This window comes from Microbacterium helvum (genome assembly GCF_014779795.1).
Taxonomy (GTDB): domain Bacteria; phylum Actinomycetota; class Actinomycetes; order Actinomycetales; family Microbacteriaceae; genus Microbacterium; species Microbacterium helvum.
Map to the genome: position 1 here is coordinate 141,751 of NZ_JACXZS010000012.1, position 24,222 is coordinate 165,972.

Sequence of the window (24,222 nt, forward strand, 5' to 3'; positions counted from 1 at the left end):
AGCGTGTCAGGTCGCTCGCCCCGCCTCGTTTCGAATCGCGCACTCTGCCGTCGCTCCCGGTCCGGAGCCGCAGAGTGCGCGATTCGAACCGTCGTCAGGCGCTGCGTCGGACGTGCACCAGCACGACGATCAGCGCGGCGACGCCCGCCAGCAGACCGCCGGCGGCCAGCCAACGTGCGAGAGGATCACCCGGATCGGTGGATGCTGCGGCCGCCGCGTCATCGTCGGCTGCGGCATCCGCTGCGCTGCCGTGGTGATCGGCCGTCGCGTCATCCTCGGCTACGGCATCCACCTTTCCCCCGTGGTGGTCGGAATCCGCCTCGCTCACCGCCCCCACGGTCACGACCGGGGCGGGGGCGTCGAGCTCCTCCGGGTCCTGATCGTCATCGGCGATCTGCGTCCAGGCGGTCTCGCCGACGACGCAGGTCTGTGTGACGGGGAACGCGAGAGAGGTCTCCGCGGCCCCCTCGGTGAAGAGGACGTCCATCGCCACGGACGCCTTGAGACCGTCGTCGACCGGGGTGGCGGCGGTGTAGACCACACGCGTGGGAACACCGTTCGTGCCGAGTTCGCGGGTGATCGTCCAGCCGCCCTGCACGACGGGGGTGGCGTTGCCGACGCCTTCGGGGATGTCGATCGCGAGGGCGGTCGTCGGCGAGCCGTCGCAGCCGTGCGAGAACGAGAACGTCAGGGTCTGCGTGGCACCCGCCGCAGCGGTCTCGGGGTCGACATGCACGTGGGCGGCGGCGGCCAGCGGCACGCCGAGCGCGAGGGCGAGGCCGGCGGCGGCGCCGACGGCGAGACGGCGGCGGGCGGTACGGGAGATGGTCATCTGTCTTTCGTCTTTCGTCGTTGGTCCGGGCACGGCGAAGGATGCCGCGCACGGCGGAAGGACCGGCCCCCGCGGGATGCGCGGCCGGTGCGTGGCGGCGCTCAGCGCGCCGCGATGACGAAGACCGGAGGGCCGCGCCGCGACAGCCCTGAGAGCACCGCCTGCGCCGGCCGGGTCACCTGCACACGGTGCGAGGCGAGCCGGCGAGGTACGGCGGGCAGCGTGCCGAGGACGCGGGCTCGGGCGAGGATCGAGCGGATGCCGCGACCCAGGGCGCGCAGCATCCGCTCGCCGCCGTACAGCCCGGCGACCGTGGCGATCGCGGCGAGGACGTGTGCCACGAGCATCGGGGCGTCGGGGAGGGCGACCGGCGCGACCCCGCCCGCGAGCACGGTCGTGTGATGCGCGTGCGGTGCGGCCGGGTCGGCTCCGGCCGTGATCGCGAACGCCAGGTGGAACAGCGCCTGGCTGGCGAGCACGATCGCGCCGACCCGCCAGACCGACAGGCGGCGGCCGGCCAGCGCGACGGCGAGAGGCGCGGCGAGGATGCCCACCGCGGCCACGAGCGCGGGGGCGGGAGCTCCGCCGCCGGCCAGCGTGTGGGCGGTCGCGGCCACGATCGTCGCGACGGCCGCTGCGGCGGTGCCGCGCAGCGCGCGGACGTGGCGTGGCGTCACGGCTCCTCGCTTCTGTCGACCGGCATGCTCGTCACGAGCCTACGCGAGGCCGTCACACCCAACTCAAAGCCTGGCGCGGGTACCGTGTGCGTGTGGAGATCCTTGCGTTCGTCATCGGCGTCGTGCTCATGGTCGTGGGCCTCGCGGTGTCGATCGCGCTGCACGAGCTCGGGCACCTGTGGCCGGCGAAGAAGTTCGGCGTGCGCGTCGGGCAGTACATGATCGGCTTCGGCCCCACCCTGTGGTCACGCCGTCGCGGTGAGACGCAGTACGGCGTCAAGGCGATCCCGCTCGGCGGCTACATCTCGATGGCGGGCATGTACCCGCCGTCGCCCTCCCTTCGACAGGCTCAGGGACCGGGGGGCCGCAGCGGTCGTGCCGCCGGCGGATTCTTCGCGACGATGGTGCAGGACGCCCGCGACGCCAACGACGAGACGCTGCGCGGCGACGACGACACGCGCGTGTTCTACCGTCTGCCGATCCACAAGCGCATCATCGTGATGCTCGGCGGCCCGCTCATGAACTTCCTGTTCGCGGTCGTGCTGTTCGCGATCCTGTTCACGGGCATCGGCGTGCAGACGGCGACCACGACGGTCGCGCGCCTGTCGGAGTGCGTGCCGTCGACGACGTCGGCCACGGCCACGAGCGAGTGCACCGCCTCGGATCCCGCCGCACCTGCGGCGACGGCCGGCATCGAGCCGGGCGACACGATCGTGTCGATCGACGGCGAGCCCGTCGCGGACTTCGCCGAAGCGTCCGAGATCATCCGGTCGTCGCCCGGACAGCAGCTGACGTTCGTCATCGAGCGCGACGGCGCCACCGAGACGCTGCAGGTCACCCCGGCCCGCGTCGAGACGACCGTGACGGCTGCCGACGGCACCACCTCGACGACAGAGGCCGGATTCGTCGGGATCGGACCCACGGTCGAGTATGTGAAGCAGCCGATCTGGGCGGGTCCGCAGGCGGCCGTGCAGCAGGTCGGAGCGGTGGCCGGCATCATCTGGCAGCTGCCGGCGAAGGTCTGGAACACCGCCGTCGATCTGGTCACGGGTCAGCCGCGCGACCCGAACGGGCCGCTCAGCATCGTCGGGGCGGGACGCCTGTCAGGAGAGGTCGCGGCCGCCGACGCGCCGGTGCTCAACCGCGTCGGGGGCTTCCTGCAGCTGCTGGCCTCGCTGAACATCGCCCTGTTCGTGTTCAACCTCATCCCGCTGCTCCCGCTGGACGGCGGCCACATCGCGGTCGCGCTGTGGGAGGGCATCAAGCGGGTGTGGGCGAAGCTCTTCCGCCGCCCGCCCCCGAAGCCGGTCGACGCGACGAAGCTCGTGCCACTCACCTTCGTCGTCGTGATCGCGCTGATCGGGATGGGCGCCGTGCTGGTGCTCGCCGACCTCTTCAACCCGGTCACGCTCGGCTGACAGCCGTGACGAGGATTTCGGCGGCGCTGTCGAAATCGGCCTTGCCCGTTCGCTGTGGGGATGAAACGGTTCCCCTGACGAAAGGACACGGGCCATGAAGTACGTCATCATGTTCACCTCCACCCCCGAGCTCGATGCGGCGGTGCCCGAGGAGCGCGCGAAGGAGGTCTACGGCCGGATCTGGGACTGGTTCCAGACCAACTCCGACCAGATCGCCGACGGCGGCGCGGAGCTGCTGCCGGTGAGCACCGCCACCACGGTCAAGTACAGCCCGGACGGCCCGGTCGTCGTCGACGGTCCGTTCTCCGAGGCGAAGGAGGTCGTCGGCGGCTTCAGCGTCCTCGACGTGCCCGATCTCGACGCGGCGATCGCGCTCGTCAAGACCTGGCCGTCGATGGAGCTTCCCGGCATCGCGATCGAGATCCGTCCGATGGTGACCGATTACAGCCAGTTCGAGTGATGACCGGATCGGATGCCGCAGCCCGGGGCGCGTCGTCGGCCGGGGCCGCGGCATCCGATCGCCTTCTCGCGGGTGTCGTGCGCGAGGAGTCCGCCCGCATCACCGCGGCGCTCACGGTGTCGTTCGGGAGCTTCGACATCGCGGAGGAGGCCGTCGCCGAGGCGGTCGAAGAGGCGCTGCGGGACTGGCGGCGGCGCGGCATCCCGCCGAATCCCGGCGCCTGGCTCACGCAGGCGGCGCGTCACAACGCGCTCGATCGGGTGCGGCGCGAGCGCGTGCTGCGAGACAAGGTGGCGCTGCTGTCCGAGCCGGCGGTACCGGAGGGCGTGGCGCCCGCTGATGAGCGCCTGCCGCTGCTGTTCGGCTGCTGTCACCCCGCGATCGCGCCCGATGCGCAGCTCGCGCTGACGCTGCGCGCCGTGTGCGGCCTCACGACCGCGCAGATCGCCCGTGCGACGTTCTCGACCGAGTCCGCGACCGGCCAGCGCATCTCGCGCGCGAAACGCAAGATCGCCGACAGCGGCATCCCGCTCCGCGTCCCCACCGGCGCGGACGCCGCAGCGCGACTCGACCTCGTGCTCGCGATCGTGTCGGTCATGTACAGCGAGGCGCATTTCGTCGCGGGGGCGGATGCCTCAGCCGACCGCGACCTCGCCGACGATGCGCTGTGGCTGGCCCAGGTGATCGCCGAGGCGCTGCCGCGGGCTGCGGAAGCGCACGGGCTGCTGGCGCTGCTGCGGTTCCACAGGGCGCGGGAGTCGGCGCGCGCTGTCGACGGCGAGCTCGTGCTGCTCGCCGATCAGGACCGCTCGCGCTGGGACCCTGCGCTGCTCGCGGGTGCACGCGACGAGCTCGAACGGGCGGCCCGACTGCGCCGCCCCGGGCGCTGGCAGCTGCATGCCGCGATCGCCGCCTGCCATGCCGACGCGCCCGATGTCGCGACGACGGACTGGCTGCAGGTGCTCACGCTGTACGACATGCTGCTCGCTTACGACCGCACGCCCGTCGTGCGCCTGAACCGCGCCGTCGCCCTCGCCCGGGTCGAGGGCGCCGACATCGCGCTGACCGAGGTGGACGCCCTTGCCGACTCGCTCTCGCGCTCGCACCTGTGGCACGCCGTGCGGGCGTCGTTGCTGCGGGACCTCGGCCGGGACGAGGAGGCCCTCGCCGCGGATCTGCGGGCCCTGGAGCTCACCGCCAACGAGGCCGAGCGCCGCCTCCTCGCGTCGCGCGCGGGAGCCGCACCCGGTCGCTGAACCCGACGACCAGCGTCAGGTGAACGCCTGCTCCACCAGCCTCTGCAGCGTCGTCATGCCGTCGCGCGACAGGATCGACTCCAGGTGTCCCTGCACCGACGCGAACGCCGGACCCCGCAGCGCGTACACGTCCCCGGCGGCGTCGGCGGCCACATCGGCTTCGCCGGCCCGCGTCGTGCCGGCGGGCACACGGGCCGTGAACGTGTTGTAGAACCCGATGGAGGCCGCAGTGCCGAACACGTCGACGGTCTTCTGCAGGCCCTGGTGCGGGGCATCCAGCGGCGCCAGTCCGATGCCGAGCGAGTCCGCGAGGATCTGGTGGCTGAGGCACACCGCGAGCAGCGGTGCGCCGGCCGCCCGGCGCCGCGCGACGACCTCTCGCATGCGACGGATGCGGGGGTTCGCGGCATCCCGCGGGTCACCCGGCCCCGGCCCCGACACGAGCAGTTCCGCGGCGTCGATCTGCGCGTCGGTGACCTCGTTCCACGGCGTGATCGCGACGTCGAGGCCGAGGTGGCGCAGCTGGTGGGCGAGCATGGTGGTGAAGCGGTCCTCGGCGTCGACCACGAGCGCCGACCGGCCGGCGAACGGCGCCGGCCCGGTGGTGCCCTGCGGCTTCAGCCAGAACTCGGCGAGGCGGGCGTTGCGCGAGGCCAGCAGCTCGGCGACCGCCGGGTCGTCGGCCAGGCGCCGTGGAGCGGCCGCGGGCGCGTCCTCGTCGATCACCGCGTCCTCGTCGATCGCCGCGGCGTCGCCGGCGACGGCGTCGAGCACCGCCGCACCCCCTGCCTCGGGGGCGTCACCGGCCGCCTGCTCGGCCGCGACGTCACGGGGGACGGCGCCGATCGCACCGAGGACGCCCGCCGCCTTGCCGTGGGTCTCGCCGACCTCGCCGTACGGGTCGGAGTGGCGGACGAGCGTCGCGCCGACGGGCACGCGCAGCCGTCCTTCCGCGAGGTAGGCCGTGCGGATCAGGATGGGGGCGTCGAGGTCGTGCGTCGGCTCGTCGGCCGCGAGCGTCTCGCGCGGCGTGAACAGCGCCGCGACGCCCGAGTAGTACCCGCGCGGCGTGCTCTCGTGGCGCGTGATGACCGTGCACGCGTTCTGCATCGGCGATCCGGTGACCGTCGGGGCGAACATCGTCTCGCGCAGGATGTCGCGCGGGTCGAGGCGGCTGCGGCCGCGCAGCACGTACTCGGTGTGGGTCAGCCGCGACATCTCCTTCAGATGAGGGCCGGTGATGCGGCCGCCGTCGGAGCACACGGCGCTCATCATCTTGAGCTCCTCGTCGACGACCATGAAGAGCTCTTCGGTCTCTTTCGTCGAGCGCAGGAACTCCGTGAGCGTCTCGACGGTCGCCCCGCCGGCCGGGTGACGGAACGTTCCCGAGATCGGGTTCATGGTGACGACGCCGTCGCGGGCGCTGACATGGGCCTCGGGGCTCGCGCCGACGGCCACGTGGCCGGGCGTGACGACCGCGAACGTCCAGTAGGCGCCCCGCTCGTGCTCGAGCAGCGCCCGGAACCACGTGAGGGCGGCGGTGGCGGCATCCGTGGACACTCCCGCCGTGAAGTCGCGGCGGATGACGAAGTTCGCGCCCTCGCCGCGGCCGATCTCGTCGGCGATCACGCGGCGGACGATGTCGGCGTAGTCCTCGTCGGCGATGTCGAACCCGGGGTCGTCGAGTGCGACGGGCTCGGCGGGCAGCTGAGCGAGCGCGTCCTCTCGCGGGATCGAGACCCGTTCGGCGACGACGAGGCAGCGCAGCGGCGCGCCGTCGTCGTGGCACTCGAAGCCGCGCTCGCGCACCTGGCGGAACGGCACGAGCGCGAGCACCTCGCGGGCGGCGCCTGCGGCGTCGACGAGCGGGATGTCGCCGAGCAGTTCGACGTCGACCACGTCTCCGGTCAGCACCTCGACGGTGGTGCCGTCGCGGGCGATGAGGGCGAACGGGATGCCGCTCTGGGCGATCTCGCGAAGGGAGCGTCGGGCTAGGCCGGTCATGGCTGAGTTCTTTCGTCGGGGGGCGGCATCCCTCACGAAAAAGAAGACCGCCACGGGGGCGGTCGTCGGTCGCGCGAACCCACCGCCTATGCGGTGGGCCACCAGAGAAGTCGCGCGGACATGCGGTCACGATAGCAGAGACTGCGCCACCGCCCGTGCCCGGTTACCGCAAGCGGCCGGGCCGCACTCGCTGCGCGTAGGCTGGACGGGTGCCAGCCGTGAATCTCGGGATGCCCAAGGTCCCCGAAACGCTCGCCCCCCGCCGCAGGAGCCGCCAGATAAAGGTGGGCAAGGTGCTGGTCGGAGGGGACGCGCCCGTCAGCGTGCAGTCGATGACGACGACGCCGACGACGAACATCAACGCGACCCTGCAGCAGATCGCCGAGCTCACCGCCTCGGGCTGCGAGATCGTGCGCGTCGCCGTGCCGTCGCAGGACGACGCCGATGTGCTGCACATCATCGCGGCGAAGAGCCAGATCCCGGTGATCGCCGACATCCACTTCCAGCCGAAGTACGTGTTCCAGGCCATCGACGCCGGCTGCGGCGCGGTGCGCGTGAACCCGGGCAACATCCGCAAGTTCGACGACCAGGTCGGCGCCATCGCGAAAGCCGCGAAGGATGCCGGGGTGTCGCTGCGCATCGGCGTCAACGCCGGGTCGCTCGACAAGCGCCTGCTCGAGAAGTACGGCAAGGCGACGCCCGAGGCGCTCGTCGAGAGCGCGGTGTGGGAGGCATCCCTCTTCGAGGAGCACGACTTCCACGACTTCAAGATCTCGGTCAAGCACAACGACCCGATCGTCATGGTCAAGGCGTACCGCCTGCTCGCCGAGCGGGGCGACTGGCCCCTGCACCTCGGCGTGACGGAAGCCGGACCGGCGTTCCAGGGCACGATCAAGTCGGCGACGGCGTTCGGCATCCTGCTCGCCGAAGGCATCGGCGACACGATCCGCGTGTCGCTGTCGGCGCCGCCGGCCGAAGAGGTCAAGGTCGGCCACCAGATCCTGCAGTCGCTGAACCTCCGTGAGCGCAAGCTCGAGATCGTCTCGTGCCCGTCCTGCGGGCGCGCGCAGGTCGACGTGTACTCGCTGGCCGACTCGGTGACCGAGGGCCTGAAAGACATGACCGTGCCGCTGCGCGTCGCCGTCATGGGCTGCGTCGTCAACGGACCGGGCGAGGCGCGCGAGGCCGACCTCGGCGTCGCCTCGGGCAATGGCAAAGGACAGATCTTCGTGAAGGGCCAGGTCATCAAGACCGTGCCCGAGGCCGAGATCGTCGCGACGCTGATCGAAGAGGCGAACCGCATCGCCGACGAGATGGGGCCTGAAGCCCCCGTCGGCACCGCGCAGGTCGTCACGTCCTGATGCCCTCGGCGGGCCCCGGCTTCGACCGGCTGTCGGCCGCGCAGCGCGCCCTCGTCGGGGAATGGATGCCGGCGGCCGAGGTCGTCGCCGACCTCAGCTGGAACCTGGTCGACACCGTCGTGCTTCGGGTGCGGCACGACGGCGACGAGTTCGTCGTGAAGGCGGCGGGACCGGACGGGCACCACTTCGCGCGCGAGCTCGATGCGCACCTCGGCGGGCTGCTGTCGGTCTGGGCGGACGGCGGGAATGCGCCGGTGATGCGTCATCACGACCGCGACGCGCGTGTGCTCGTGACGCAGTGGCTGCCCGGCGAGCTCGCCTACCGCACGCCGTGGGGCGTCGACCCCGCCGTGCACCGTCGCGCCGGTGCGCTGCTGCGTGTCTTGCACGCGCAGGCGGCGCGCCCCTCGGACGGAGTGGATGCCGCTGCCTCCGCTCGCTCGCTGGTGTGGCTCGACTCACCGCACGCCATCGTGCCCGACGTCGAGGCGCGGCTGCGGGCCGCGCTCGCCGCGCTCGGGCCGTGGGAGGCGGACCTCGTGCCCACGCACGGCGACTGGCAGCCGCGCAACTGGCTCGTCGACCCCGCGGCCTCGGACGAAGTGAGGGTCATCGACTTCGGGCGGTTCGCGTTCCGGCCCGCGGCGTCGGACTTCGTGCGACTGGCCGTACAGGAGTGGCGCGAGAATCCCGCGTGCGAGGCGGCGTTCCTGGACGGCTACGGCGATGACCCCCGGCATCCCGATCACTGGCTTCTGATGCGCATGCGCGAGGCGATCGGAACCGCGTGCTGGGCGCACCAGGTCGGCGATGAGGCGTTCGAGGCGCAGGGCCACCGCATGATCGCCGACGCGCTCGCCGAGTTCGACGCCCGCTGAGCCCGCCGCCGCGGTCGCGACCCCCGGCATCCCTTCGCGCTGTCGACATCGGCGTCCGCTGTCGTTCTGGTACGGCCCCGATCGTCCGCGCTGTCGAAACCGGCATGCGCGCCAGCCTCTTTCGACAGCGGATGCCGGGAACGACAGCGCGAGCGCAGGGCCCGGGTCACGCCCGCCTGCGCCGCACCCCGTGCCGCCACGCGATGAACGCGGCGGCGACCTTGAGCACGGGCGCCTCGCCGATGCGGTCGTCGTCGCCGCGGACGAGGCGCGCGGCGAGGTCGGGGCGCAGCTGCCACAGGTACTCGCGGCCGACCACGGCGTGCGGCGCGTGCGACACGATCTTGATCGCGTCGGCGCCCTCGATGAGGTGGATGGCGTTGCGGATGTTCTCCGCCGTGGTGCGGCTCTCGACGTCGAGCCGGATCGGGCCGGTGTATCCGCGCTCGCGCGCGTAGCGGGCCATCAGCTCGGCCTCGGGCACCTCGCCGCCGACGGCGCCGCCGCACAGCACCAGCACGCTCTCTGTCGCCCGCGGGTCCTGCGAGCGCAGTCCCACGCGCACGCGGTAGCGGTTGACGAAGTTCGCGCGCGGACCCGCGTCGCGGTACCCGAGCACGACGACCGCCTCCGAGCCGCCGGGCGATGTCGTGGACGTGCCGAGCGCCTGACGCGACGTCCGCCGATGCACGATCTCTGCCCACACCAGCAGACCGGCGGCGGAGGCCGCCGTCATCGAGACCAGGGCAGGCAGCACGCGACGCACACCCCGACCCTAGAGGAGCGGGCTCCGCAGCGTCCCGCTCCCGGGACGTGGCAGGATCACGAGGGTGCCCCTCGAACGGATCGCCCTCATCTCCGACGTCCACGGCAACCTGACCGCGCTCGAAGCGGTGCTCGCGGACATCGCGGGGCGCGGCATCCATCGCATCATCAATCTCGGCGACAACGCCGGCAAGGGTCCTCGCGGCGCGGCCGTCGTCGAACGCGTGCGCGAGGTGTGCGAGGTGAACATCCGCGGCAATTGGGACGACTTCCTCGAGGGTATCGGCGACGACGACGCCGAAGAGATGCGGTGGTGGCGCGACGAGCTGTCGCCCCCGCAGCGCGCGTGGCTGCGCGCGCTGCCGCTGAGCCACGACCTGACCCTCAGCGGGCGGCGTGTGCGACTGTTCCACGCATCGGCCGAGAGCCCGCACGTGCGCGTGCACTTCCACCACACCGAGGCGCAGTTCGACGACATGTTCCGCGCGACCGCGATGACCGGCGACGGACCTGAGCCCACTGTGGTCGGGTATGCCGACATCCACGACGCGTACATCGAGTCGCGCGACGGGCGGACGCTCTTCAACATCGGCAGCGTCGGCAACCCGCTCGACGAGCCGACGCCGAGCTACGTGATCCTCGAAGGCGTGCCGGATGCCGACGGTCCCGCGCCGTTCGAGGTGCGCTTCGTACGCGTGCCCTACGACGTCGAGGCCGAGATCGCCGTCGCCGAGGGACTCGGGATGCCGCAAGCCGGCGTGTGGGCCGTCGAGCTGCGCACCGCCGTCTACCGCGGACGGCAGACGTCGTGACCGCGGAGACGCCGCAACCGGCGACCGGGCCGGAACCGCACGCGGTGCCGGGCGGGGGCGACGCCGCGCCCGTTGCGCGGGCACCGCTCTCGCGTCCGATCGTGGCCGGGGTCGTCACGGCACTCGTCGGCGTGACCAGCTCGTTCGCGGTCGTGCTGACGGGTCTCGATGCGGTGGGCGCGACGCCCGCCCAGGCCGCGAGCGGCCTGCTCGTGCTGTGCGTCACGATGGGTGCGTCGGCGATCCTGCTCGCGTGGCGGTACCGCATGCCGATCACGGTGGCGTGGTCGACGCCGGGCGCTGCGGTGCTCGCCGCGACGGGCGCCGTCGAGGGCGGCTGGCCGGCGGCGGTCGGGGCGTTCCTGGTGACGGCGGGGCTGATCCTGCTGACCGCGCTGTGGCCGCAGCTCGGACGACTGATCGCCCGCATCCCGCCGTCGATCGCGCAGGCGATGCTCGCCGGCGTCCTGCTGCCGCTGTGCCTCGCCCCCGTCACCGGTGTCGTGGCCAACCCGTGGGGTGTCGTACCGGTCGTCATCGTGTGGCTCGTCGCCGTGCGGTTCGCCCCACGCTGGGCCGTGCCGCTGGCGTTCGTGGCGGCATCCGTCGTCGTCGGCGTCGATCTGGCGGTCACCGGCGCGACGATCGATCCGGCCGTGCTGATCCCACGGCTGGAGTTCACGGCGCCGACGCTGACGTTCGGTGCCGTCGTCGGGCTCGCGCTGCCGCTGTTCCTGGTGACGATGGCGTCGCAGAACGTGCCGGGCGTCGCGATCATGCGCAGCTTCGGCTACGAGGTGCCGTGGCGTCCGGCGATGCTCGTGACCGGCATCGGCACCGCGCTCGGTGCGACCGCGGGCGGCCATGCCATCAACCTCGCCGCGATCAGCGCCGCGCTCGCCGCGGCGCCCGATGCGGACCCCGATCCGAAGAGACGCTGGGTGGCAGGCGTCTCGACCGGCGGGAGCGGCATCGTGCTCGGCGGGCTGTCGGCGGCGCTCGTGGCGCTGGTGGTGGTGGCTCCGGAGGCGGTCATCCCCGCGGTCGCGGGCATCGCGCTGTTCGCGGCGTTCGGGTCCGCGGTGCAGCAGGCGATCGACGATCCGGGCGAGCGGCTGCCGGCCGTCGTGACGTTCCTCGTGGCCGCGTCGGGCGTCGCGATCGCGGGTGTCAGTGCCGCCTTCTGGGCGCTGGTGGCCGGGCTCGTGGTGCGCGAAGTGCTGCATCTCGGGCGCCGGCGGCTCTGAGCCGGCGCACGGGGCCGGGATGCGGCATCCACCGCTCCTCAATCGAGGGCGGGCCGACGCGGTCAGCGGGCTCGACGACGCACGATGGCCGCGTGCACCCGCAGCAGGCGCGGGACGACCACGTACACCGCGAGCGGGACGACCACGGCGGTCAGCACGAGGGCGCGGAGGATGGGGTGCCACGACTCCGAGACCGGGGCGAGCAGCAGCATCCCGACCGAGACGAGCGGGAAGATCGCGAGCCACGTGATGACGGCTCGGACGTGGATCGACGGCGGTGACGGTGGGGCGGCGAGCGGCGTCGGTGTGTCGGCGGCGGGTGCCGATGTGTCGGCGGAGAGGGAGTCAGGGGCGGCGGGAGCGGTCATGTGCGGCATCCTTCGAATATTCCAACGGAACGGTTGCAACTGACTGGTTGCAAGTGAACCACCGCTCGATCTATTCCGCAACCGTTCAGTTGGATACGTGCGTATCATGGCGACATGGCGTGGGACACCGAACGCACCAAACGTCTGCTGCTGGATGCCGCGACCGCCGAGTTCAGCGAGCACGGTCTCGCCGGTGCCCGGGTCGATCGCATCGCCGCGGCGGCCGGGGTGAACAAGGAGCGCATCTACCAGTACTTCGGCAAGAAGGACGAGCTGTTCGCCACCGTGCTTGCCGAAGCGCTGCAGGCGGCCCTGCAGGCCGTCAACGCCGAGGGCACCGGCCCTGCCGCCGTGGGCGATTACGCCGCGCGGCTGTTCGACCACCACATCGCGCACGGCGAGATCCCGCGGCTCGTGTACTGGGAGGGACTGGAACGCGGCGTGGCCGCGGCCGACAGCCCGGTGCGCGCCGCGTTCCACGCGGAGAAGGTCGACCGCATGCAGCGCATGCTGCCGGGTATCGGGCGCGTCGAGGCGGGGGAGTTGCTGCTGACCCTCGTGAGCCTCGTCAACGCCTGGCCGGTGCTGCCGCAGCTCGACGCCCTCATCGTCCCCGACGCCGGCGATCGCGACGCGCGCATCGCGGCTCGACGGGCATCGATCGTCGCGACCGTGACGGCCGCCGCGACTGCCGCGATGGCGTCGGTCGCGGACTGACCGACGGACTCAGTGCAGGGTTCCGGCGGGAACGGCGGCATCCTCGGCGACGTCGAGGCTGGCGCGCACCGCGAGCTCGAGCGCCTCGACGATCTTCCGCAGCGGCAGCGCCGCGGCATCGGCCGACGGCGCGTGCTCCGCTGACCAGGGGACGTGGATGAATCCGGCGCGGGTGGTGGATGCCGCAGCCTCGAGCGCCGTGAAGAACACGTGATTGCACACGAACGTGCCCGCCGAGTACGACACCTCGGCCGGGATGCCGGCCTCGGCGATGCGGCGAGCGATCTCTTTCGCGGGGAGCGTCGCGAACCGTGCGGCCGGGGCACCAGCCACGCTCGGGACGTCGACCGGCTGATCGCCGTCGTTGTCGGGGATGCGTGCGTCGATGAGGTTCACCGCGACGCGCTCGACGCCGACGGCCGCGCGACCGCCCGCGAGGCCCACGGCGATCACGACATCCGGGCGGTGCTCGGCGATCAGTTCGCGCAGGCGTGCGGCGGCGCCGGCGAACGTGACCGGCAGCACGTCGGTGATCAGCACCTCGGGGCCGTTCCACCGTGAGGCGACCAGGTGCACCGCCTCGCCGGAGGGGTTGGCGGGGTCGCCGCCGAACGGCTCGAATCCGGTGAGCAGCACGGTCGTCATGCGGTCCAGCCTATGCAGTGGGCTCGAGCACGACCTCGCCGGTGGCGATGTCGGCCGACCGCAGCCGCAGCCGCACGGTGGTTCCGGCCGGCGCGTCCAGGCCGGCCACCTTCGCCGCGACCGGTGGATCGACCAACTGCACGCGTGCGCCGCCGTTGCGCCGACCCAGCACGACCGCGTCGAACGTGTGCCCTTCGCGGCCGGACAGCTGCGCCGCCTCGACGCGGTCGAGGGTGCCGGCTTCGAGCCGGTTCGCGAGCGCGTCGCTGCGGCCCATGATCTTCGGCAGTGCGGCGAGGCTCTCACGCGCCCACGGCGGCACGTCGTGCCCGTTCGCGATCGCGTCGCACACCACGAGCGACCAGCGGTCCACGAGTCGCCGCAGCGGCGCCGTGGTGTGCGCGTACGGCGCCCCGATCGCGGACTGGATCGGGTCGGCAGGAGGCGTGCCGTCGAACGCGACGTAGCCGGCGCCGCGGAACAGGCCGGTCGCGGCGTCCAGGATCGCCAGCGCCGCCGGGTCGGTGCGGTCGAGATCGCGCAGGTAGTCACCGTAGGCGATGTCCTCGCGCCACGGCAGGCCGAGCGCGACGGTCTGGGCGCGGAACGCGGTGATGTCGTCGGCGTCGGCGGCCGGCATCGTGCGCAGGACGCCGACGCCGCCGCGCAGCATGAGCTCGGCGGCGGCCATGCCGGTCAGCAGCGACACCTGCGCGTTCCAGTCCTCGACCGGCAGCGGCGCGTCGCGCTCCAGCCGGTAGCCGTCGCCGTCGTCGTCGGGCACGATGCGCGCCTCGGGCACGTTGAGGCTGGCGCCGCCGCGCTCGCTCTCTCGCGCGAGACGCTGGGTGCCGAACCAGGCGAGCGCCTGCAGCGTGACCGGCGCCGTGCCCGCGTCGATCGCCTCTTGCGCGTCGACGTAGGTCCACTGCCGACGCGAACGGATCACTGCGCGCCGCAGCGTCGTGCTGACCGGCCGGGCGCCCTCGTCGAGCTCGAACCGCCACACGTAGGCGCGCCGGTCGCGATCTGGGAGCAGGGAAGCCGCATCCTCACTGATCTCGACCGGATGCAGCGGGATGCGGCCGTCCGCCGCGTACAGTGTCTGCCCGCGCTCGCGGGCCTCGTCGTCGACCGGGCCGCCCGGCTCGACGTACGCGGGGACGTCGGCGATCGCGTAGTGCAGCGTGGCGCCGGTGGCGGTCCGTTCGAGGTGCATCGCCTGATCGAGGTCCGTGGACCCCGCCGGGTCGATCGTCAGGAACTCCAGCTCGCGCAGATCGTCGAGCCCTGCCCCCACCGGATCGGTCGGCACCGACCTGGCTGCAGCGCGGGCCGCGGCATCCACCTCTTCCGCAAAGCCCGCCGGAAGCTCGAGCTCGACGCGCAGCTGCGCCAGCGACTCGATCAGCTCGTCATGGGCCCGGGCAGGGGCGAGTCGAGGACGGCGTGCGGGCACCCGATCAGTGTAGGCACGGGCCCTAGACTTGACGATCGTGGTCACCCGTCTGTCGAACTTCTTCCTCCGCACCCTTCGTGAAGACCCCGCCGACGCCGAAGTCACGAGCCACAGGCTCCTCGTGCGCGCCGGCTACATCCGGCGCGCCGCGCCAGGTATCTTCACGTGGCTGCCGCTGGGGCTGAGGGTCAAGGCGAAGATCGAGGCGATCATCCGCGACGAGATGGCGAACGCCGGGGCGTTCGAGGTGCACTTCCCGGCGCTGCTGCCCCGCGATCCGTACGAGCAGTCCGGCCGCTGGACGTCGTACGGCGACGGCATCTTCCGCCTGCAGGACCGCCGCGGCGCCGACTACCTGCTCGCGCCGACGCACGAAGAGATGTTCACGCTCCTCGTCAAGGACCTCTACTCGTCGTACAAGGACCTGCCCCTGACGATCTACCAGATCCAGGACAAGTACCGCGACGAGGCGCGTCCGCGCGCCGGCCTGCTGCGCGGCCGCGAGTTCACGATGAAGGACGCCTACTCGTTCGACTACACGGACGAGGGGCAGGATGCCTCGTACCAGGCGCAGCGCGACGCCTATGAGCGCATCTACCAGCGCCTCGGCCTCGAGTACGTCATCGTCGCGGCCGACAACGGCCTCATGGGCGGTGCGCGCAGCGAGGAGTTCCTGCACCCGACCCCCGTCGGCGAAGACACCTTCGTGCGCTCGGCCGGCGGCTACGCCGCCAACGTCGAGGCGTTCACGACCGTGGCGCCCGATGCGCTGCCGTTCGACGGCCTCGGAGCCCCGGTGATCTTCGACTCGCCGAACACGCCCACCATCCAGACGCTCGTCGACCACGCCAACGCGCACCTCGACGCCCCGGCGCCGGGCATCGCGGGTCCCGCGACCGCCGGCGCGGGGGAGTGGACCGCGGCGCACACGCTCAAGAACGTCGTGCTCGCCCTCACGCACCTCGACGGCACGCGCGAGCTCGTGGTCGTCGGCATCCCCGGCGACCGCGACGTCGACGACAAGCGCGCCGAGGTCGCGTTCGCGCCCGCCGCCGTCGAGGCAGCCACCGCCGAGGACTTCGAGAAGAACCCGCTGCTCGTCAAGGGCTACATCGGACCCTGGTCCGAGACCGGAGCGATCCTCGGCGAGGAGTCGGCCACCGGCATCCGGTACCTGCTCGACCCGCGCGTCGTGGACGGCACATCATGGGTCACCGGCGCCAACATCGATCAGAAGCACGTGCACACGCTCGTCGCCGGGCGCGACTTCGCGGGCGACGGCTTCGTCGAGGTCGCGAACGTGCGCGAGGGCGACCCGGCTCCGGACGGCTCGGGCCCGGTCGAGCTCGCCCGCGGCATGGAGATCGGCCACGTCTTCCAGCTCGGCCGCTTCTTCGCCGAGACCCTGGGTCTCAAGGTGCTCGATGAGAACGGCAAGCTCGTGACGGTCACGATGGGCTCGTACGGCATCGGCGTGACCCGCATCCTCGCCAACATCGCCGAGCTCAACAACGACGACAAGGGGCTCATCTGGCCCGCCTCGGTGGCGCCGTTCGACGTGCACGTCGTGGCCGCCGGCCGCGACGCCGTCGCGTTCGACGTGGCCGCGCAGCTGTCGGCCGACCTGGAGTCCGCCGGATTCGACGTGCTCTACGACGATCGGCCGAAGGTCTCGCCGGGCGTCAAGTTCGGCGACGCCGAGCTCATCGGCGTGCCGAAGATCGTGATCGTCGGGCGGGGTGCCGCCGACGGCCAGGTCGAGCTGTGGGACCGCCGCACCGGCGACCGCGAGGCCGTGCCGGTGGCCGAGGTCGTCGCGCGCCTCAACGCCGGCTGATCGCGGCACCGTCGCGCGAGGTGAGCGGATCCGTGGTGGCACCGATGCGGAGCTGCCGCGAAGCCGAGCAGACTGCCTGTTGAGGGGATGTATCCCATCCGGGATCGCCGATCTCTGGATTCCCGGGGTCCCACAACGGGAGGATGACGGACATGGGCCGATTCCTGCTGACGGCGATGCCGTTCACGGGTCACGTCGCGCCGCTGACCGCGGTCGCCCGCGAGCTCGTGCGTCGCGGCCACGACGTGCGCTTCTACACGGGGTCGCGGTTCCGGTCTCGCGTCGAGGCCGTCGGCGCACGGCACGTTCCGTGGCACGACGCGCCGGACTTCGACGAGAACGACCTGCCCGCGACGTTCCCGCGCCTGGTCGGCAAGAAGGGCATGCAGCAGATGCTCGTCAACGTCGTCGACTGCTTCATCCGCACCGCGCCGGCACAGGTGACCGATCTGGCCGCGGAGTGGGAGCGGGATCCGTGGGACCTGCTCGCCTCCGATGAGACGTCGGTCGGCGCCGCGCTGTTCAGCGAGCGGAACGGGACGCCGTGGGCGACGGTGGCAGTGATCCCGCTGCAGCTCCTCGGCCCGGCGGGTCCGCCGAGCGGCATGGGCATCCGCCCGGGCACCAACCCCGTCACCCGCGCGCGGGACGCGGCGCTGCGCGGTCTCGTGCCGCTCATCTCGCGGCCTCTCGTGGCGGCCCTTGACGAGGCGCAGGCCGCGGTGGGGCTGACCACTCGCGGTCGCAGCATGGACGGGATCGTGTTCTCTTCGACGCTGATCGTCGCGAGCGGTTCTCCGCTGCTCGACTACGGCCGCGACGACCGCCCGGCGCACCTGCACTTCGTCGGCGAGCTCACGGTGCAGTCCGCGCCGGCCTCGCCGGACGCGCTGCCGCCGTGGTGGGGCGACCTCGACGGGCGCCGGGTCGTGCTGGTGACGCAGGGCACGCAGAACATCGACCCCGACGACCTGGTGCGGCCGGCGCTGACGGCGCTCGCCGACCGCGACCTCCTCGTCGTCGCGACCACCGGCGTGCCCGGCCGCGAGGCGTTCCCGTTCGCGGTGCCGTCGAACGTCCGCGTGACGGGAGTCGCCCCGTTCGGTGCACTCCTGCCGCAAGTCGACCTCGCGATCACGAACGGCGGGTGGGGCGGCACCATCGCGATGCTCGGTCAGGGGATCCCGCTCGTCGTCGCGGGCGGCGACCTCGACAAGCCCGAGGTGGCCGCGCGGGTTGCCTGGAGCGGCGCGGGAGTGAATCTGCGCACCGGCACGCCGAAGGCCACGGCCGTCGGGGCCGCTGTCGACCGCGTGCTTGCAGAGCCGTCGTTCCGCGAGGCGTCGGCGCGGGTGGGCGCTCAGCTGCGTTCGCTCGGCGGCGCCGCCCGCGCCGCGGAGCTCCTCGAGGGCGTGCTCTGACACCCGCGCTGTCGTTTCCGGCATCCGCTGCTGCATGTTCGTGCCGCGCATGCCGATTTCGACAGCGCAGAGGATGGGGTGGATGCCGCAAGCCGGTGCGTCGCGGACGCGAGGGACGCGGCATCCACTGTTCACGCTCCGGTCACCGGACAACGGCCGGACGTGGCACGCTGGCGTCATGGGCCAGAGCGACACCGGAACCATCCCGCACCCCGTCACCGAAGAGCTGCGCGCCACGATGGCCGCCGCGGGCATCACGCACGACGCCGATCTCGTCTCGCGGATCCTCGCCACCGGCATCGGACTGGGGCTCGACGACACCGACCGGCTCGATCTCAAGATCACCTCCGCGGCGCTCAGCGAGATGCGTGCCGCGTTCCGGCTGTTCGCGCCGTATCGCGGCATCCCCAAGGTCACGATCTTCGGGTCCGCGCGCACGCGCTCCGAGGATGAGCTGTACCGGCAGGCGTCCGAGACCGCGGCGGTCCTCGCCGAACGCGGCTGGATGGTCGTGACCGGCGCCGGGCCCGGGATCATGGAGGCCGCCGCCGAGGGCGCCGGCCCGCACCACTCGCTCGGCGTCTCGATCCGGCTGCCCTTCGAAGAGAAGCCGAACGCGATCGTCGGCGGGAACGCCCGCAACGTCGCCATGAAGTACTTCTTCACGCGCAAGCTCATGCTGGTCAAGGAGTCCGCCGGATTCGTGTGCGTGCCCGGTGGCTTCGGCACGCTGGACGAGATGTTCGAGCTGCTGACCCTGCAGCAGACCGGCAAGGCCGACCCGACGCCGATCGTCCTGCTCGACGCGCCGGGCGGCACGTTCTGGGCCGGGCTGCAGCGGTTCGTCGACGACCACCTGCTGCCGTCGGGCGTCATCTCGCAGGGCGACTTCGATCGCGTGCTCGTGACCGACTCGGTCGACGCGGCGGTCGACGAGATCACGGGGTTCTACCGCAACTACGACTCGCTGCGGTGGGTCGGCAAGCGGCTCGTGCTGCGTCTCAAGGCCGAGCCCACCGACGCCGAGGTCGACGAGCTCAACGTGCGCTTCGCCCACCTGGTCGCCGAGGGCCGCATCGAGCGCCGCGGCGCGCTGACCGTTGAGCGCGAGGACGACGACGTCGTCGACCTGCCCCGCCTCGTGCTCCGGCTGAACCAGTTCCGCGTGGGCGAGCTCTACCGCCTCATCCGCGCCGTGAACGCCCTGGAGTCCGCCCCGCGGGAGTGAAGAGCGGGGGGATGCCGCACCGCGCGTCGGCCGTCAGAGCCGGCGGTAGCGCGCCGAGAGGACCAGGTAGACGCCGTACGCGATCAGTCCGCCCCCGATCGCGCCGCACACCGCAGGGCCGAGGGGGAGCGCGATGAGCCCGTCGAGCGCCGCATCGAGCCCGCCGGCGTCTTCCGGATCGACCTTGACCGCCGCGACCACGAGCAGCACGCCGACGGTCACCAGGGCGAGTCCCTTCGCGATATAGCCGAAGACGGCGATGCCGGTCACGACGGCGCCTGCCCGCCCGGAGGGGAGCGAGAGCAGCCGGACGAATCGGCGCCTGATGCCGACGACCGCGAACCCCACGCCGCCCGCGCCGACGGCCACGCCGATCAGTCCGAGCACGATCGGTCCGCCCGGGACGAACAGCACGCCGCGGCTCGCGTCCTGCACGCTGCCGTCGGGGTCGGGACGCGCGCCGACGGCGACCGCCGCCGCGACCAGTGCCAGGGCGAAGAAGACGGCCGCCTTGGCCCACTCGATCAGCCGCGCCCCCCACTTCTGCGCAGCCGATTCCCGTCGCACCAGAATGCCGTCGAGGAGCTGCCACACCCCGAGCGCGGTGAGCGCGAGCGCCGCGAGCCAGAGCACGACGAACCCCAGGGGCGCGCCGGCGATGGTCAGCAGCGCCCCCGACTGATCGGTCTCGCCGTCGCCGCCGAACGCCACCACGACCGCGAGCACGCCGATCAGCACGTGCACGATCCCATCCGCGACGAACCCGGCGCGCGCGATCGTCTCGAACACCGGATTCGCCTCCGCGCGGTGCGCGGCGTGGCGCACCTCGGCGCGCGCCCCGGAGTCAGCCCCAGTCGACATGGTCTCCACGGTATGACCTCGTGCGGCGCGGTCGTGAGGGCTTGCGCGGTACCGCTTCGCTGTGCTGTGAGGACTCGTCGGCGCCGGCGGGCGCACCGGCCGAGGCGGAGCTCGTCGCACACGCCGCCGCGCTCGGACCGAACGCTCGGATTCCCCGCCTAGCATGGGGCGGATGATCCGTGAGGGCAGGCCCCAGCCCACGACCGGATGGAGCATCATGCCGCGGCTGGTCCGCGGAGCACCGCCGGTCGTGCTCGTCGCCGTGGGCGCCCTCTCGCTGCTGATCGGCCTGCTGATCGTCACGCGGCCGCTGACCTCGCTGGTCGTGCTGACGATCTACGTCGGGATCAGCGCGATCCTCTCCGGCATCGCGCGCATGTTGTCGGCGCCCGAGACCCCGCTGTGGTCGCGCATCACGATCGGCTCGGTGTGGATCGCGTTCGGCATCGCGATCCTGGTCGGTCTCGGACGCCGCCTCGATCTGCTGCCCGAGCTGATCGCCGTGCTGCTGGTGCTCGGAGGACTGGCGTCGCTGTACGACGCGCTCGCCCGCGGCCGCGTCAGCCAGCGCGTGCTGTCGGCGGTGTGGGGCGGCGCCCAGCTCGCGTTCGGCGTGCTGTCGTACGCATGGCCCGACGTCACCGTGCTGCTCGCCGCCCTGGTGTTCGGGCTGCGCACCATCGTGTTCGGACTGACGCTGCTGATCCGGGCCGTGCGCGCATTCGTCGAGGGCCGCCGCTCGGTGCCGGCCAGGGCGGAGCCGGCTCCGGGCGATGAAGCGGCGGGCGAGGAGGCGGAGAGGGATGCCGCACCCCGGCCGCCGGCATCCACCGAGGTCCTCCCCGCCCGGCACGGCCGGGCACGCGCCGCATGGCTCGCTGCGGGACGCTACGCGCTGTCGATGCTGCTGGTGGTGCTGGTGGCCGGCGGATGGTGGGCGAACTCGTGGTTCGAGGACGGCGCGCAGGTGGTGGACTCGTTCTACGACCCGCCCACCGTGGTGCCGTACGAGCACGGCGCGCTGATCCGCTCCGACGAGTTCACGGGGCAGAAGCCCGCGAATGCCGATGTGTCGCGCATCCTTTACACGACGCGCGATGCCAACGGGCAACCCGCGGTCGCGAGCGGCCTCGTCATCACGCCGCACGACCTTCCGCCGGGGCCGCGCCCGGTGGTCGTCTGGAACCACGGCACGACCGGCGTCGCGCGCGGCTGCGCACCGAGCCTGCGCGACGCGTCGGCGACGAAATGGGCGATCCCGGGACTCGACCAGGCGATCGCGAAGGGCTGGGTCGTCGTGGCGTCGGACTACTCGGGTCAGGGCGCACCGGGCGACTTCCCGTATCTGATCGGTCGAGGCGAGGCACGGTCCTCTCTCGACGCGGTCATCGCCGCCCGCGAGCTCGAGGGGCTGACCCTCTCGGCGCACACCGTCGTCTGGGGGCACTCGCAGGGCGGTCACGCGGCGCTGTGGACCACGCAGATCGCCCCCGACTACGCCCCCGACATCGACATCCGCGGCACGGCGGTGCTCGCGCCCGCCGCCGAGCCGGTGAAGCTGGCGCACGAGCTCATGACCGGCGACGCGAACGCGCTGCTGTCGATCCTCATCTCGTGGGTGCTGGTGCCGTACTCCGAGACGTACTCCGACATCGACCTCAGCGACTATGTGGCGCCGGGGGCCGAGTCGATCGTGCGCGAGATGACCCAGCGCTGCCCGACCGAGCCGGGCGTGATCGTCTCGGTCGCCGCCGCGCTGGGCGTGTCGGAGGACCGCCCGCTCTACGTCGGCGACCTGACCTCGGGAGCGCTCGGCAAGCGTCTCGACGACAACACCCCGAACGGCCCGTGGGGCACGCCGATCCTCGTCGCGTGGGGGAGCGAGGACGAGGTCATCCCGCCGCACCTGCAGCGTGAGTTCGTCGCCACCCTGTGCGGCCAGGGCGAACAGGTGCGCAGCCTGGAGTACGTCGGCTACGACCATCTCGGCACGCTCCTGCCGGGGTCCGCCTTCGTCCCCGTGCTGATCACCTGGACCGACGCGCGATTCCGTCATGCCGACACGCATGTGGACGACTGCCGCGGCTGAGCGCGGGCCGCGTGCCGCGTCAGGGGACTCCCAGGGCGGACGATTCCGGCATCGGGTAACGTTGTAGGGTTCCGGCGCGCGCGACGCGCCGGTGAGAGCTGAATACGGAGGCTGTTGTGGACATCGATCTCGGACTTCTGCGGACCGTCGAGCGCGAGAAGGAGATCCCCTTCGACGAGCTCGTGCACATCATCGAACAGGCGATCCTGACCGCCTACGCCAAGCACACCTCGCCCACCGGCGAGCTGCCCGAGGGCGCGCGCGCAGAGCTCGACCGCAAGACCGGTCACGTCGCGGTGTTCATCCCGCTGCTGGACGAAGAGGGCGCGGTCATCGGCGAAGAGGAGTCGACGCCCGAGGACTTCGGCCGCATCGCCGCGTTCGCCGCGAAGCAGGTCATCAGCCAGCGTCTGCGTGACATCGCCGACGACGCCGTGCTGGGCGAGTTCCGCGGCAAGGAGGGCGACATCGTCGCCGGCATCGTGCAGCAGGGCCCGAACCCGCGCATGGTGCACGTCGACCTCGGCTCGGTCGAGGCGATCCTGCCTCCGGAAGAGCAGGTGCCGAGCGAGGACTACGCCCACGGCGCCCGACTGCGCGTGTACGTGACCTCGGTCGCGAAGGGCACGAAGGGGCCGCAGATCACCGTCTCGCGCACCCACCCGGGGCTGGTCCGCAAGCTGTTCGCACTCGAGGTCCCCGAGATCCCGGCGGGCCTCGTCGAGATCGTCTCGCTCGCGCGCGAGGCCGGCCACCGCACCAAGATCGCGGTGAAGGCCAACGATCCGTCGATCAACGCCAAGGGGGCGTGCATCGGCGAGCTCGGCCGGCGCGTGCGCGCCGTCACCGAAGAGCTCGGCGGCGAGAAGATCGACATCGTCGACTACGACCCCGAGCTCGCGAAGTTCGTCGCGAACGCGCTGTCGCCGGCCAAGGTGACGTCGAGCTTCGTCCTGGATGCCTCGAACAAGGCCGTGCGCGCGCTCGTGCCCGACTACCAGCTGTCGCTCGCGATCGGCAAAGAGGGGCAGAACGCCCGCCTCGCGGCGAAGCTCACGGGTGCCAAGATCGACATCCAGCCTGACTCGATCCTCGAGGACAGCTGAGCCTCGGCCCCCGGTCGCCCCGCGAACGAGGAACGAGCGAGACGAAACGTCGGTGTAAGATGGTCCCTGTACGAACGTGCGTCGGATGCCGCACGCGTGCTCCCCGGTCCGCCCTCCTCAGGGTGGTCTCCATCGATTCCGCCCTCGTCGTCGACGAGCGCGCGTCGTTGCCCGGAAGAGGCGCGTGGGTGCACGAGACGCCCGAGTGCGTGGATGCCGCCATCCGGCGCCGCGCCTTCGTGCGGGCATTGCGTGTGTCAGGCCCGCTTGACACGCAGACCATCGAAGAGCACATCCAGCGAAAAGGCTGAACGGCTATGGAAACAAAGTGAACGGCTCGAAATGAGACCCGTCCGCCGATAACGGTCTGCCCTGTCTGGGCAGACCCCAGACAGGAGAATTTGTGGCTGCCAAACCACGCGTGCACGAGATCGCTTCCGAGCTCGGCGTCGACAGCAAGGTCGCGCTCGAGAAGCTGAAGGAGCTCGGCGAATACGTCAAGAGCCCCTCGTCCACCATCGAACCCCCCGTCGCGCGCAAGCTGCGCGCGGCGCTCGAAGCCGACGGCGGCGCGTCCGCTGCGGCTCCGGCCGCTCCGGCTGCCAAGCCCGGTGCGGCGCGGCCCACCGCGACGCCCGGCGCCGCGGCTGCCAAGCCTGGCCCCGCGGTCAAGCCCGGTCCGGCTGCCAAGCCCGGTCCGGCGCGCCCGGCCGCGCCTGCGCCCGAAGTGAAGGCCGCGCCCGCAGCCAAGGCTGCCCCGGCCGCCGAGGCGCCCGCGGCT

General features: G+C 72.1%; 23 protein-coding genes. 15 read left to right on the top strand and 8 right to left on the bottom strand.

The annotated features are described in order from the left end of the window. Nucleotides 1-94 precede the first annotated feature (94 nt). Nucleotides 95-832, bottom strand: coding sequence for a YcnI family protein (locus IF188_RS16990; protein ID WP_191172986.1), 738 nt, complete (start codon nucleotides 830-832; stop codon nucleotides 95-97). Nucleotides 833-933: 101 nt separating this feature from the next. Further along, nucleotides 934-1,509, bottom strand: coding sequence for a hypothetical protein (locus IF188_RS16995; protein WP_191172987.1), 576 nt, complete (start codon nucleotides 1,507-1,509; stop codon nucleotides 934-936). 92 nt (nucleotides 1,510-1,601) lie between these two features. Between IF188_RS16995 and IF188_RS17000 the strand changes: the two genes are divergently transcribed. The 3 genes from IF188_RS17000 (at nucleotide 1,602) to IF188_RS17010 (ending at nucleotide 4,643) form a co-directional block, all read left to right on the top strand. Then, nucleotides 1,602-2,927: a M50 family metallopeptidase gene (locus IF188_RS17000; protein WP_191172988.1), complete on the top strand. Its 1,326-nt coding sequence runs from the start codon at nucleotides 1,602-1,604 to the stop codon at nucleotides 2,925-2,927. Nucleotides 2,928-3,021: 94 nt separating this feature from the next. After that, entirely contained in the window at nucleotides 3,022-3,387 is a 366-nt protein-coding gene (locus IF188_RS17005; protein WP_191172989.1) for a YciI family protein, read from the top strand. Next, nucleotides 3,387-4,643, top strand: a complete 1,257-nt coding sequence (locus IF188_RS17010; RefSeq protein ID WP_191172990.1) for an RNA polymerase sigma factor — start codon at nucleotides 3,387-3,389, stop codon at nucleotides 4,641-4,643. The genes IF188_RS17005 and IF188_RS17010 overlap by 1 nt, the downstream gene beginning before the upstream one ends. A 15-nt stretch (nucleotides 4,644-4,658) precedes the next feature. On the opposite strand, the gene IF188_RS17015 is transcribed toward IF188_RS17010, so the two are convergent. Continuing rightward, nucleotides 4,659-6,647 carry an anthranilate synthase family protein gene (locus IF188_RS17015; protein WP_191172991.1) on the bottom strand — a complete coding sequence of 663 codons (1,989 nt, stop codon included), beginning with the start codon at nucleotides 6,645-6,647 and terminating at the stop codon, nucleotides 4,659-4,661. A 230-nt stretch (nucleotides 6,648-6,877) separates the two neighbouring features. On the opposite strand from IF188_RS17015, the gene ispG reads away from it, so the two are divergent. Both ispG and IF188_RS17025 read left to right on the top strand, forming a co-directional pair. Next, nucleotides 6,878-8,008 (top strand): flavodoxin-dependent (E)-4-hydroxy-3-methylbut-2-enyl-diphosphate synthase, encoded by a 1,131-nt coding sequence (gene ispG / locus IF188_RS17020; protein WP_191173015.1) that lies wholly within the window; start codon nucleotides 6,878-6,880, stop codon nucleotides 8,006-8,008. Next, entirely contained in the window at nucleotides 8,008-8,886 is an 879-nt protein-coding gene (locus IF188_RS17025) for a phosphotransferase (RefSeq protein WP_191172992.1), read from the top strand. Before ispG ends, IF188_RS17025 begins: the two co-directional genes overlap by 1 nt. A 166-nt stretch (nucleotides 8,887-9,052) precedes the next feature. Here the strand turns inward: IF188_RS17025 and IF188_RS17030 are convergent, their stop codons facing one another. Then, nucleotides 9,053-9,652 carry a YdcF family protein gene (locus IF188_RS17030; RefSeq protein WP_318152918.1) on the bottom strand — a complete coding sequence of 200 codons (600 nt, stop codon included), beginning with the start codon at nucleotides 9,650-9,652 and terminating at the stop codon, nucleotides 9,053-9,055. 64 nt (nucleotides 9,653-9,716) lie between these two features. On the opposite strand from IF188_RS17030, the gene IF188_RS17035 reads away from it, so the two are divergent. Continuing rightward, nucleotides 9,717-10,463, top strand: a complete 747-nt coding sequence (locus IF188_RS17035) for a metallophosphoesterase family protein (protein ID WP_191172993.1) — start codon at nucleotides 9,717-9,719, stop codon at nucleotides 10,461-10,463. Nucleotides 10,464-10,561: 98 nt separating this feature from the next. Continuing rightward, entirely contained in the window at nucleotides 10,562-11,710 is a 1,149-nt protein-coding gene (locus IF188_RS17040) for a benzoate/H(+) symporter BenE family transporter (protein WP_318152920.1), read from the top strand. 62 nt (nucleotides 11,711-11,772) lie between these two features. Here the strand turns inward: IF188_RS17040 and IF188_RS17045 are convergent, their stop codons facing one another. Next, nucleotides 11,773-12,078, bottom strand: a complete 306-nt coding sequence (locus IF188_RS17045; protein WP_224752035.1) for a hypothetical protein — start codon at nucleotides 12,076-12,078, stop codon at nucleotides 11,773-11,775. A 114-nt stretch (nucleotides 12,079-12,192) separates the two neighbouring features. Here IF188_RS17045 and IF188_RS17050 point away from each other — a divergent pair, with 114 nt between their 5' ends. After that, nucleotides 12,193-12,795 (top strand): TetR/AcrR family transcriptional regulator, encoded by a 603-nt coding sequence (locus tag IF188_RS17050; protein ID WP_191172995.1) that lies wholly within the window; start codon nucleotides 12,193-12,195, stop codon nucleotides 12,793-12,795. A gap of 9 nt (nucleotides 12,796-12,804) precedes the next feature. On the opposite strand, the gene pcp is transcribed toward IF188_RS17050, so the two are convergent. Further along, nucleotides 12,805-13,440: a pyroglutamyl-peptidase I gene (gene pcp, locus IF188_RS17055; RefSeq protein ID WP_191172996.1), complete on the bottom strand. Its 636-nt coding sequence runs from the start codon at nucleotides 13,438-13,440 to the stop codon at nucleotides 12,805-12,807. Nucleotides 13,441-13,450: 10 nt separating this feature from the next. Further along, nucleotides 13,451-14,899, bottom strand: coding sequence for an RNB domain-containing ribonuclease (locus tag IF188_RS17060; RefSeq protein ID WP_191172997.1), 1,449 nt, complete (start codon nucleotides 14,897-14,899; stop codon nucleotides 13,451-13,453). 37 nt (nucleotides 14,900-14,936) lie between these two features. Here IF188_RS17060 and IF188_RS17065 point away from each other — a divergent pair, with 37 nt between their 5' ends. The 3 genes from IF188_RS17065 (at nucleotide 14,937) to IF188_RS17075 (ending at nucleotide 19,385) form a co-directional block, all read left to right on the top strand. Then, nucleotides 14,937-16,736: a proline--tRNA ligase gene (locus IF188_RS17065; RefSeq protein WP_191172998.1), complete on the top strand. Its 1,800-nt coding sequence runs from the start codon at nucleotides 14,937-14,939 to the stop codon at nucleotides 16,734-16,736. Between the two features lie 152 nt (nucleotides 16,737-16,888). Beyond that, nucleotides 16,889-18,157 carry a glycosyltransferase gene (locus IF188_RS17070; protein ID WP_191172999.1) on the top strand — a complete coding sequence of 423 codons (1,269 nt, stop codon included), beginning with the start codon at nucleotides 16,889-16,891 and terminating at the stop codon, nucleotides 18,155-18,157. A gap of 178 nt (nucleotides 18,158-18,335) precedes the next feature. Further along, a complete protein-coding gene (locus IF188_RS17075; protein ID WP_191173000.1) occupies nucleotides 18,336-19,385 on the top strand; it encodes an LOG family protein in 1,050 nt (349 codons plus the stop codon). Between the two features lie 33 nt (nucleotides 19,386-19,418). Here the strand turns inward: IF188_RS17075 and IF188_RS17080 are convergent, their stop codons facing one another. Then, on the bottom strand, nucleotides 19,419-20,246 hold the full coding sequence (locus IF188_RS17080; RefSeq protein ID WP_191173001.1) for a DUF1206 domain-containing protein: 828 nt from the start codon (nucleotides 20,244-20,246) through the stop codon (nucleotides 19,419-19,421). A gap of 172 nt (nucleotides 20,247-20,418) precedes the next feature. Between IF188_RS17080 and IF188_RS17085 the strand changes: the two genes are divergently transcribed. From IF188_RS17085 to IF188_RS17100, 4 genes are all read left to right on the top strand, one after another. Further along, nucleotides 20,419-22,335: a lipase family protein gene (locus IF188_RS17085; RefSeq protein WP_191173002.1), complete on the top strand. Its 1,917-nt coding sequence runs from the start codon at nucleotides 20,419-20,421 to the stop codon at nucleotides 22,333-22,335. A 116-nt stretch (nucleotides 22,336-22,451) separates the two neighbouring features. Next, the gene (gene nusA / locus IF188_RS17090; RefSeq protein ID WP_191173003.1) at nucleotides 22,452-23,441 is read left to right on the top strand and encodes a transcription termination factor NusA; all 990 of its coding nucleotides are present in this window, start codon (nucleotides 22,452-22,454) and stop codon (nucleotides 23,439-23,441) included. 59 nt (nucleotides 23,442-23,500) lie between these two features. Continuing rightward, nucleotides 23,501-23,752 carry a YlxR family protein gene (locus tag IF188_RS17095; RefSeq protein WP_191173004.1) on the top strand — a complete coding sequence of 84 codons (252 nt, stop codon included), beginning with the start codon at nucleotides 23,501-23,503 and terminating at the stop codon, nucleotides 23,750-23,752. 92 nt (nucleotides 23,753-23,844) lie between these two features. After that, a partial coding sequence (locus tag IF188_RS17100; RefSeq protein WP_318152919.1) for a translation initiation factor IF-2 N-terminal domain-containing protein occupies nucleotides 23,845-24,222 on the top strand: 378 nt, incomplete at its 3' end.

What these genes read in the sequence shown, in the direction of transcription:
- IF188_RS17025 (WP_191172992.1), top strand. Translation starts at nt 8,008, where the DNA reads ATGCCCTCGGCGGGCCCCGGCTTCGACCGGCTGTCGGCCGCGCAGCGC.
- IF188_RS17075 (WP_191173000.1), top strand. Translation starts at nt 18,336, where the DNA reads ATGGGCCAGAGCGACACCGGAACCATCCCGCACCCCGTCACCGAAGAG.
- IF188_RS16990 (WP_191172986.1), bottom strand. Translation starts at nt 832, where the DNA reads ATGACCATCTCCCGTACCGCCCGCCGCCGTCTCGCCGTCGGCGCCGCC.
- IF188_RS17085 (WP_191173002.1), top strand. Translation starts at nt 20,419, where the DNA reads ATGATCCGTGAGGGCAGGCCCCAGCCCACGACCGGATGGAGCATCATG.
- pcp (WP_191172996.1), bottom strand. Translation starts at nt 13,440, where the DNA reads ATGACGACCGTGCTGCTCACCGGATTCGAGCCGTTCGGCGGCGACCCC.
- IF188_RS17070 (WP_191172999.1), top strand. Translation starts at nt 16,889, where the DNA reads ATGGGCCGATTCCTGCTGACGGCGATGCCGTTCACGGGTCACGTCGCG.
- IF188_RS17045 (WP_224752035.1), bottom strand. Translation starts at nt 12,078, where the DNA reads ATGACCGCTCCCGCCGCCCCTGACTCCCTCTCCGCCGACACATCGGCA.
- IF188_RS17010 (WP_191172990.1), top strand. Translation starts at nt 3,387, where the DNA reads ATGACCGGATCGGATGCCGCAGCCCGGGGCGCGTCGTCGGCCGGGGCC.
- IF188_RS17005 (WP_191172989.1), top strand. Translation starts at nt 3,022, where the DNA reads ATGAAGTACGTCATCATGTTCACCTCCACCCCCGAGCTCGATGCGGCG.
- ispG (WP_191173015.1), top strand. Translation starts at nt 6,878, where the DNA reads ATGCCCAAGGTCCCCGAAACGCTCGCCCCCCGCCGCAGGAGCCGCCAG.
- IF188_RS17080 (WP_191173001.1), bottom strand. Translation starts at nt 20,246, where the DNA reads ATGTCGACTGGGGCTGACTCCGGGGCGCGCGCCGAGGTGCGCCACGCC.
- IF188_RS17050 (WP_191172995.1), top strand. Translation starts at nt 12,193, where the DNA reads ATGGCGTGGGACACCGAACGCACCAAACGTCTGCTGCTGGATGCCGCG.
- IF188_RS17015 (WP_191172991.1), bottom strand. Translation starts at nt 6,647, where the DNA reads ATGACCGGCCTAGCCCGACGCTCCCTTCGCGAGATCGCCCAGAGCGGC.
- IF188_RS17095 (WP_191173004.1), top strand. Translation starts at nt 23,501, where the DNA reads ATGGTCCCTGTACGAACGTGCGTCGGATGCCGCACGCGTGCTCCCCGG.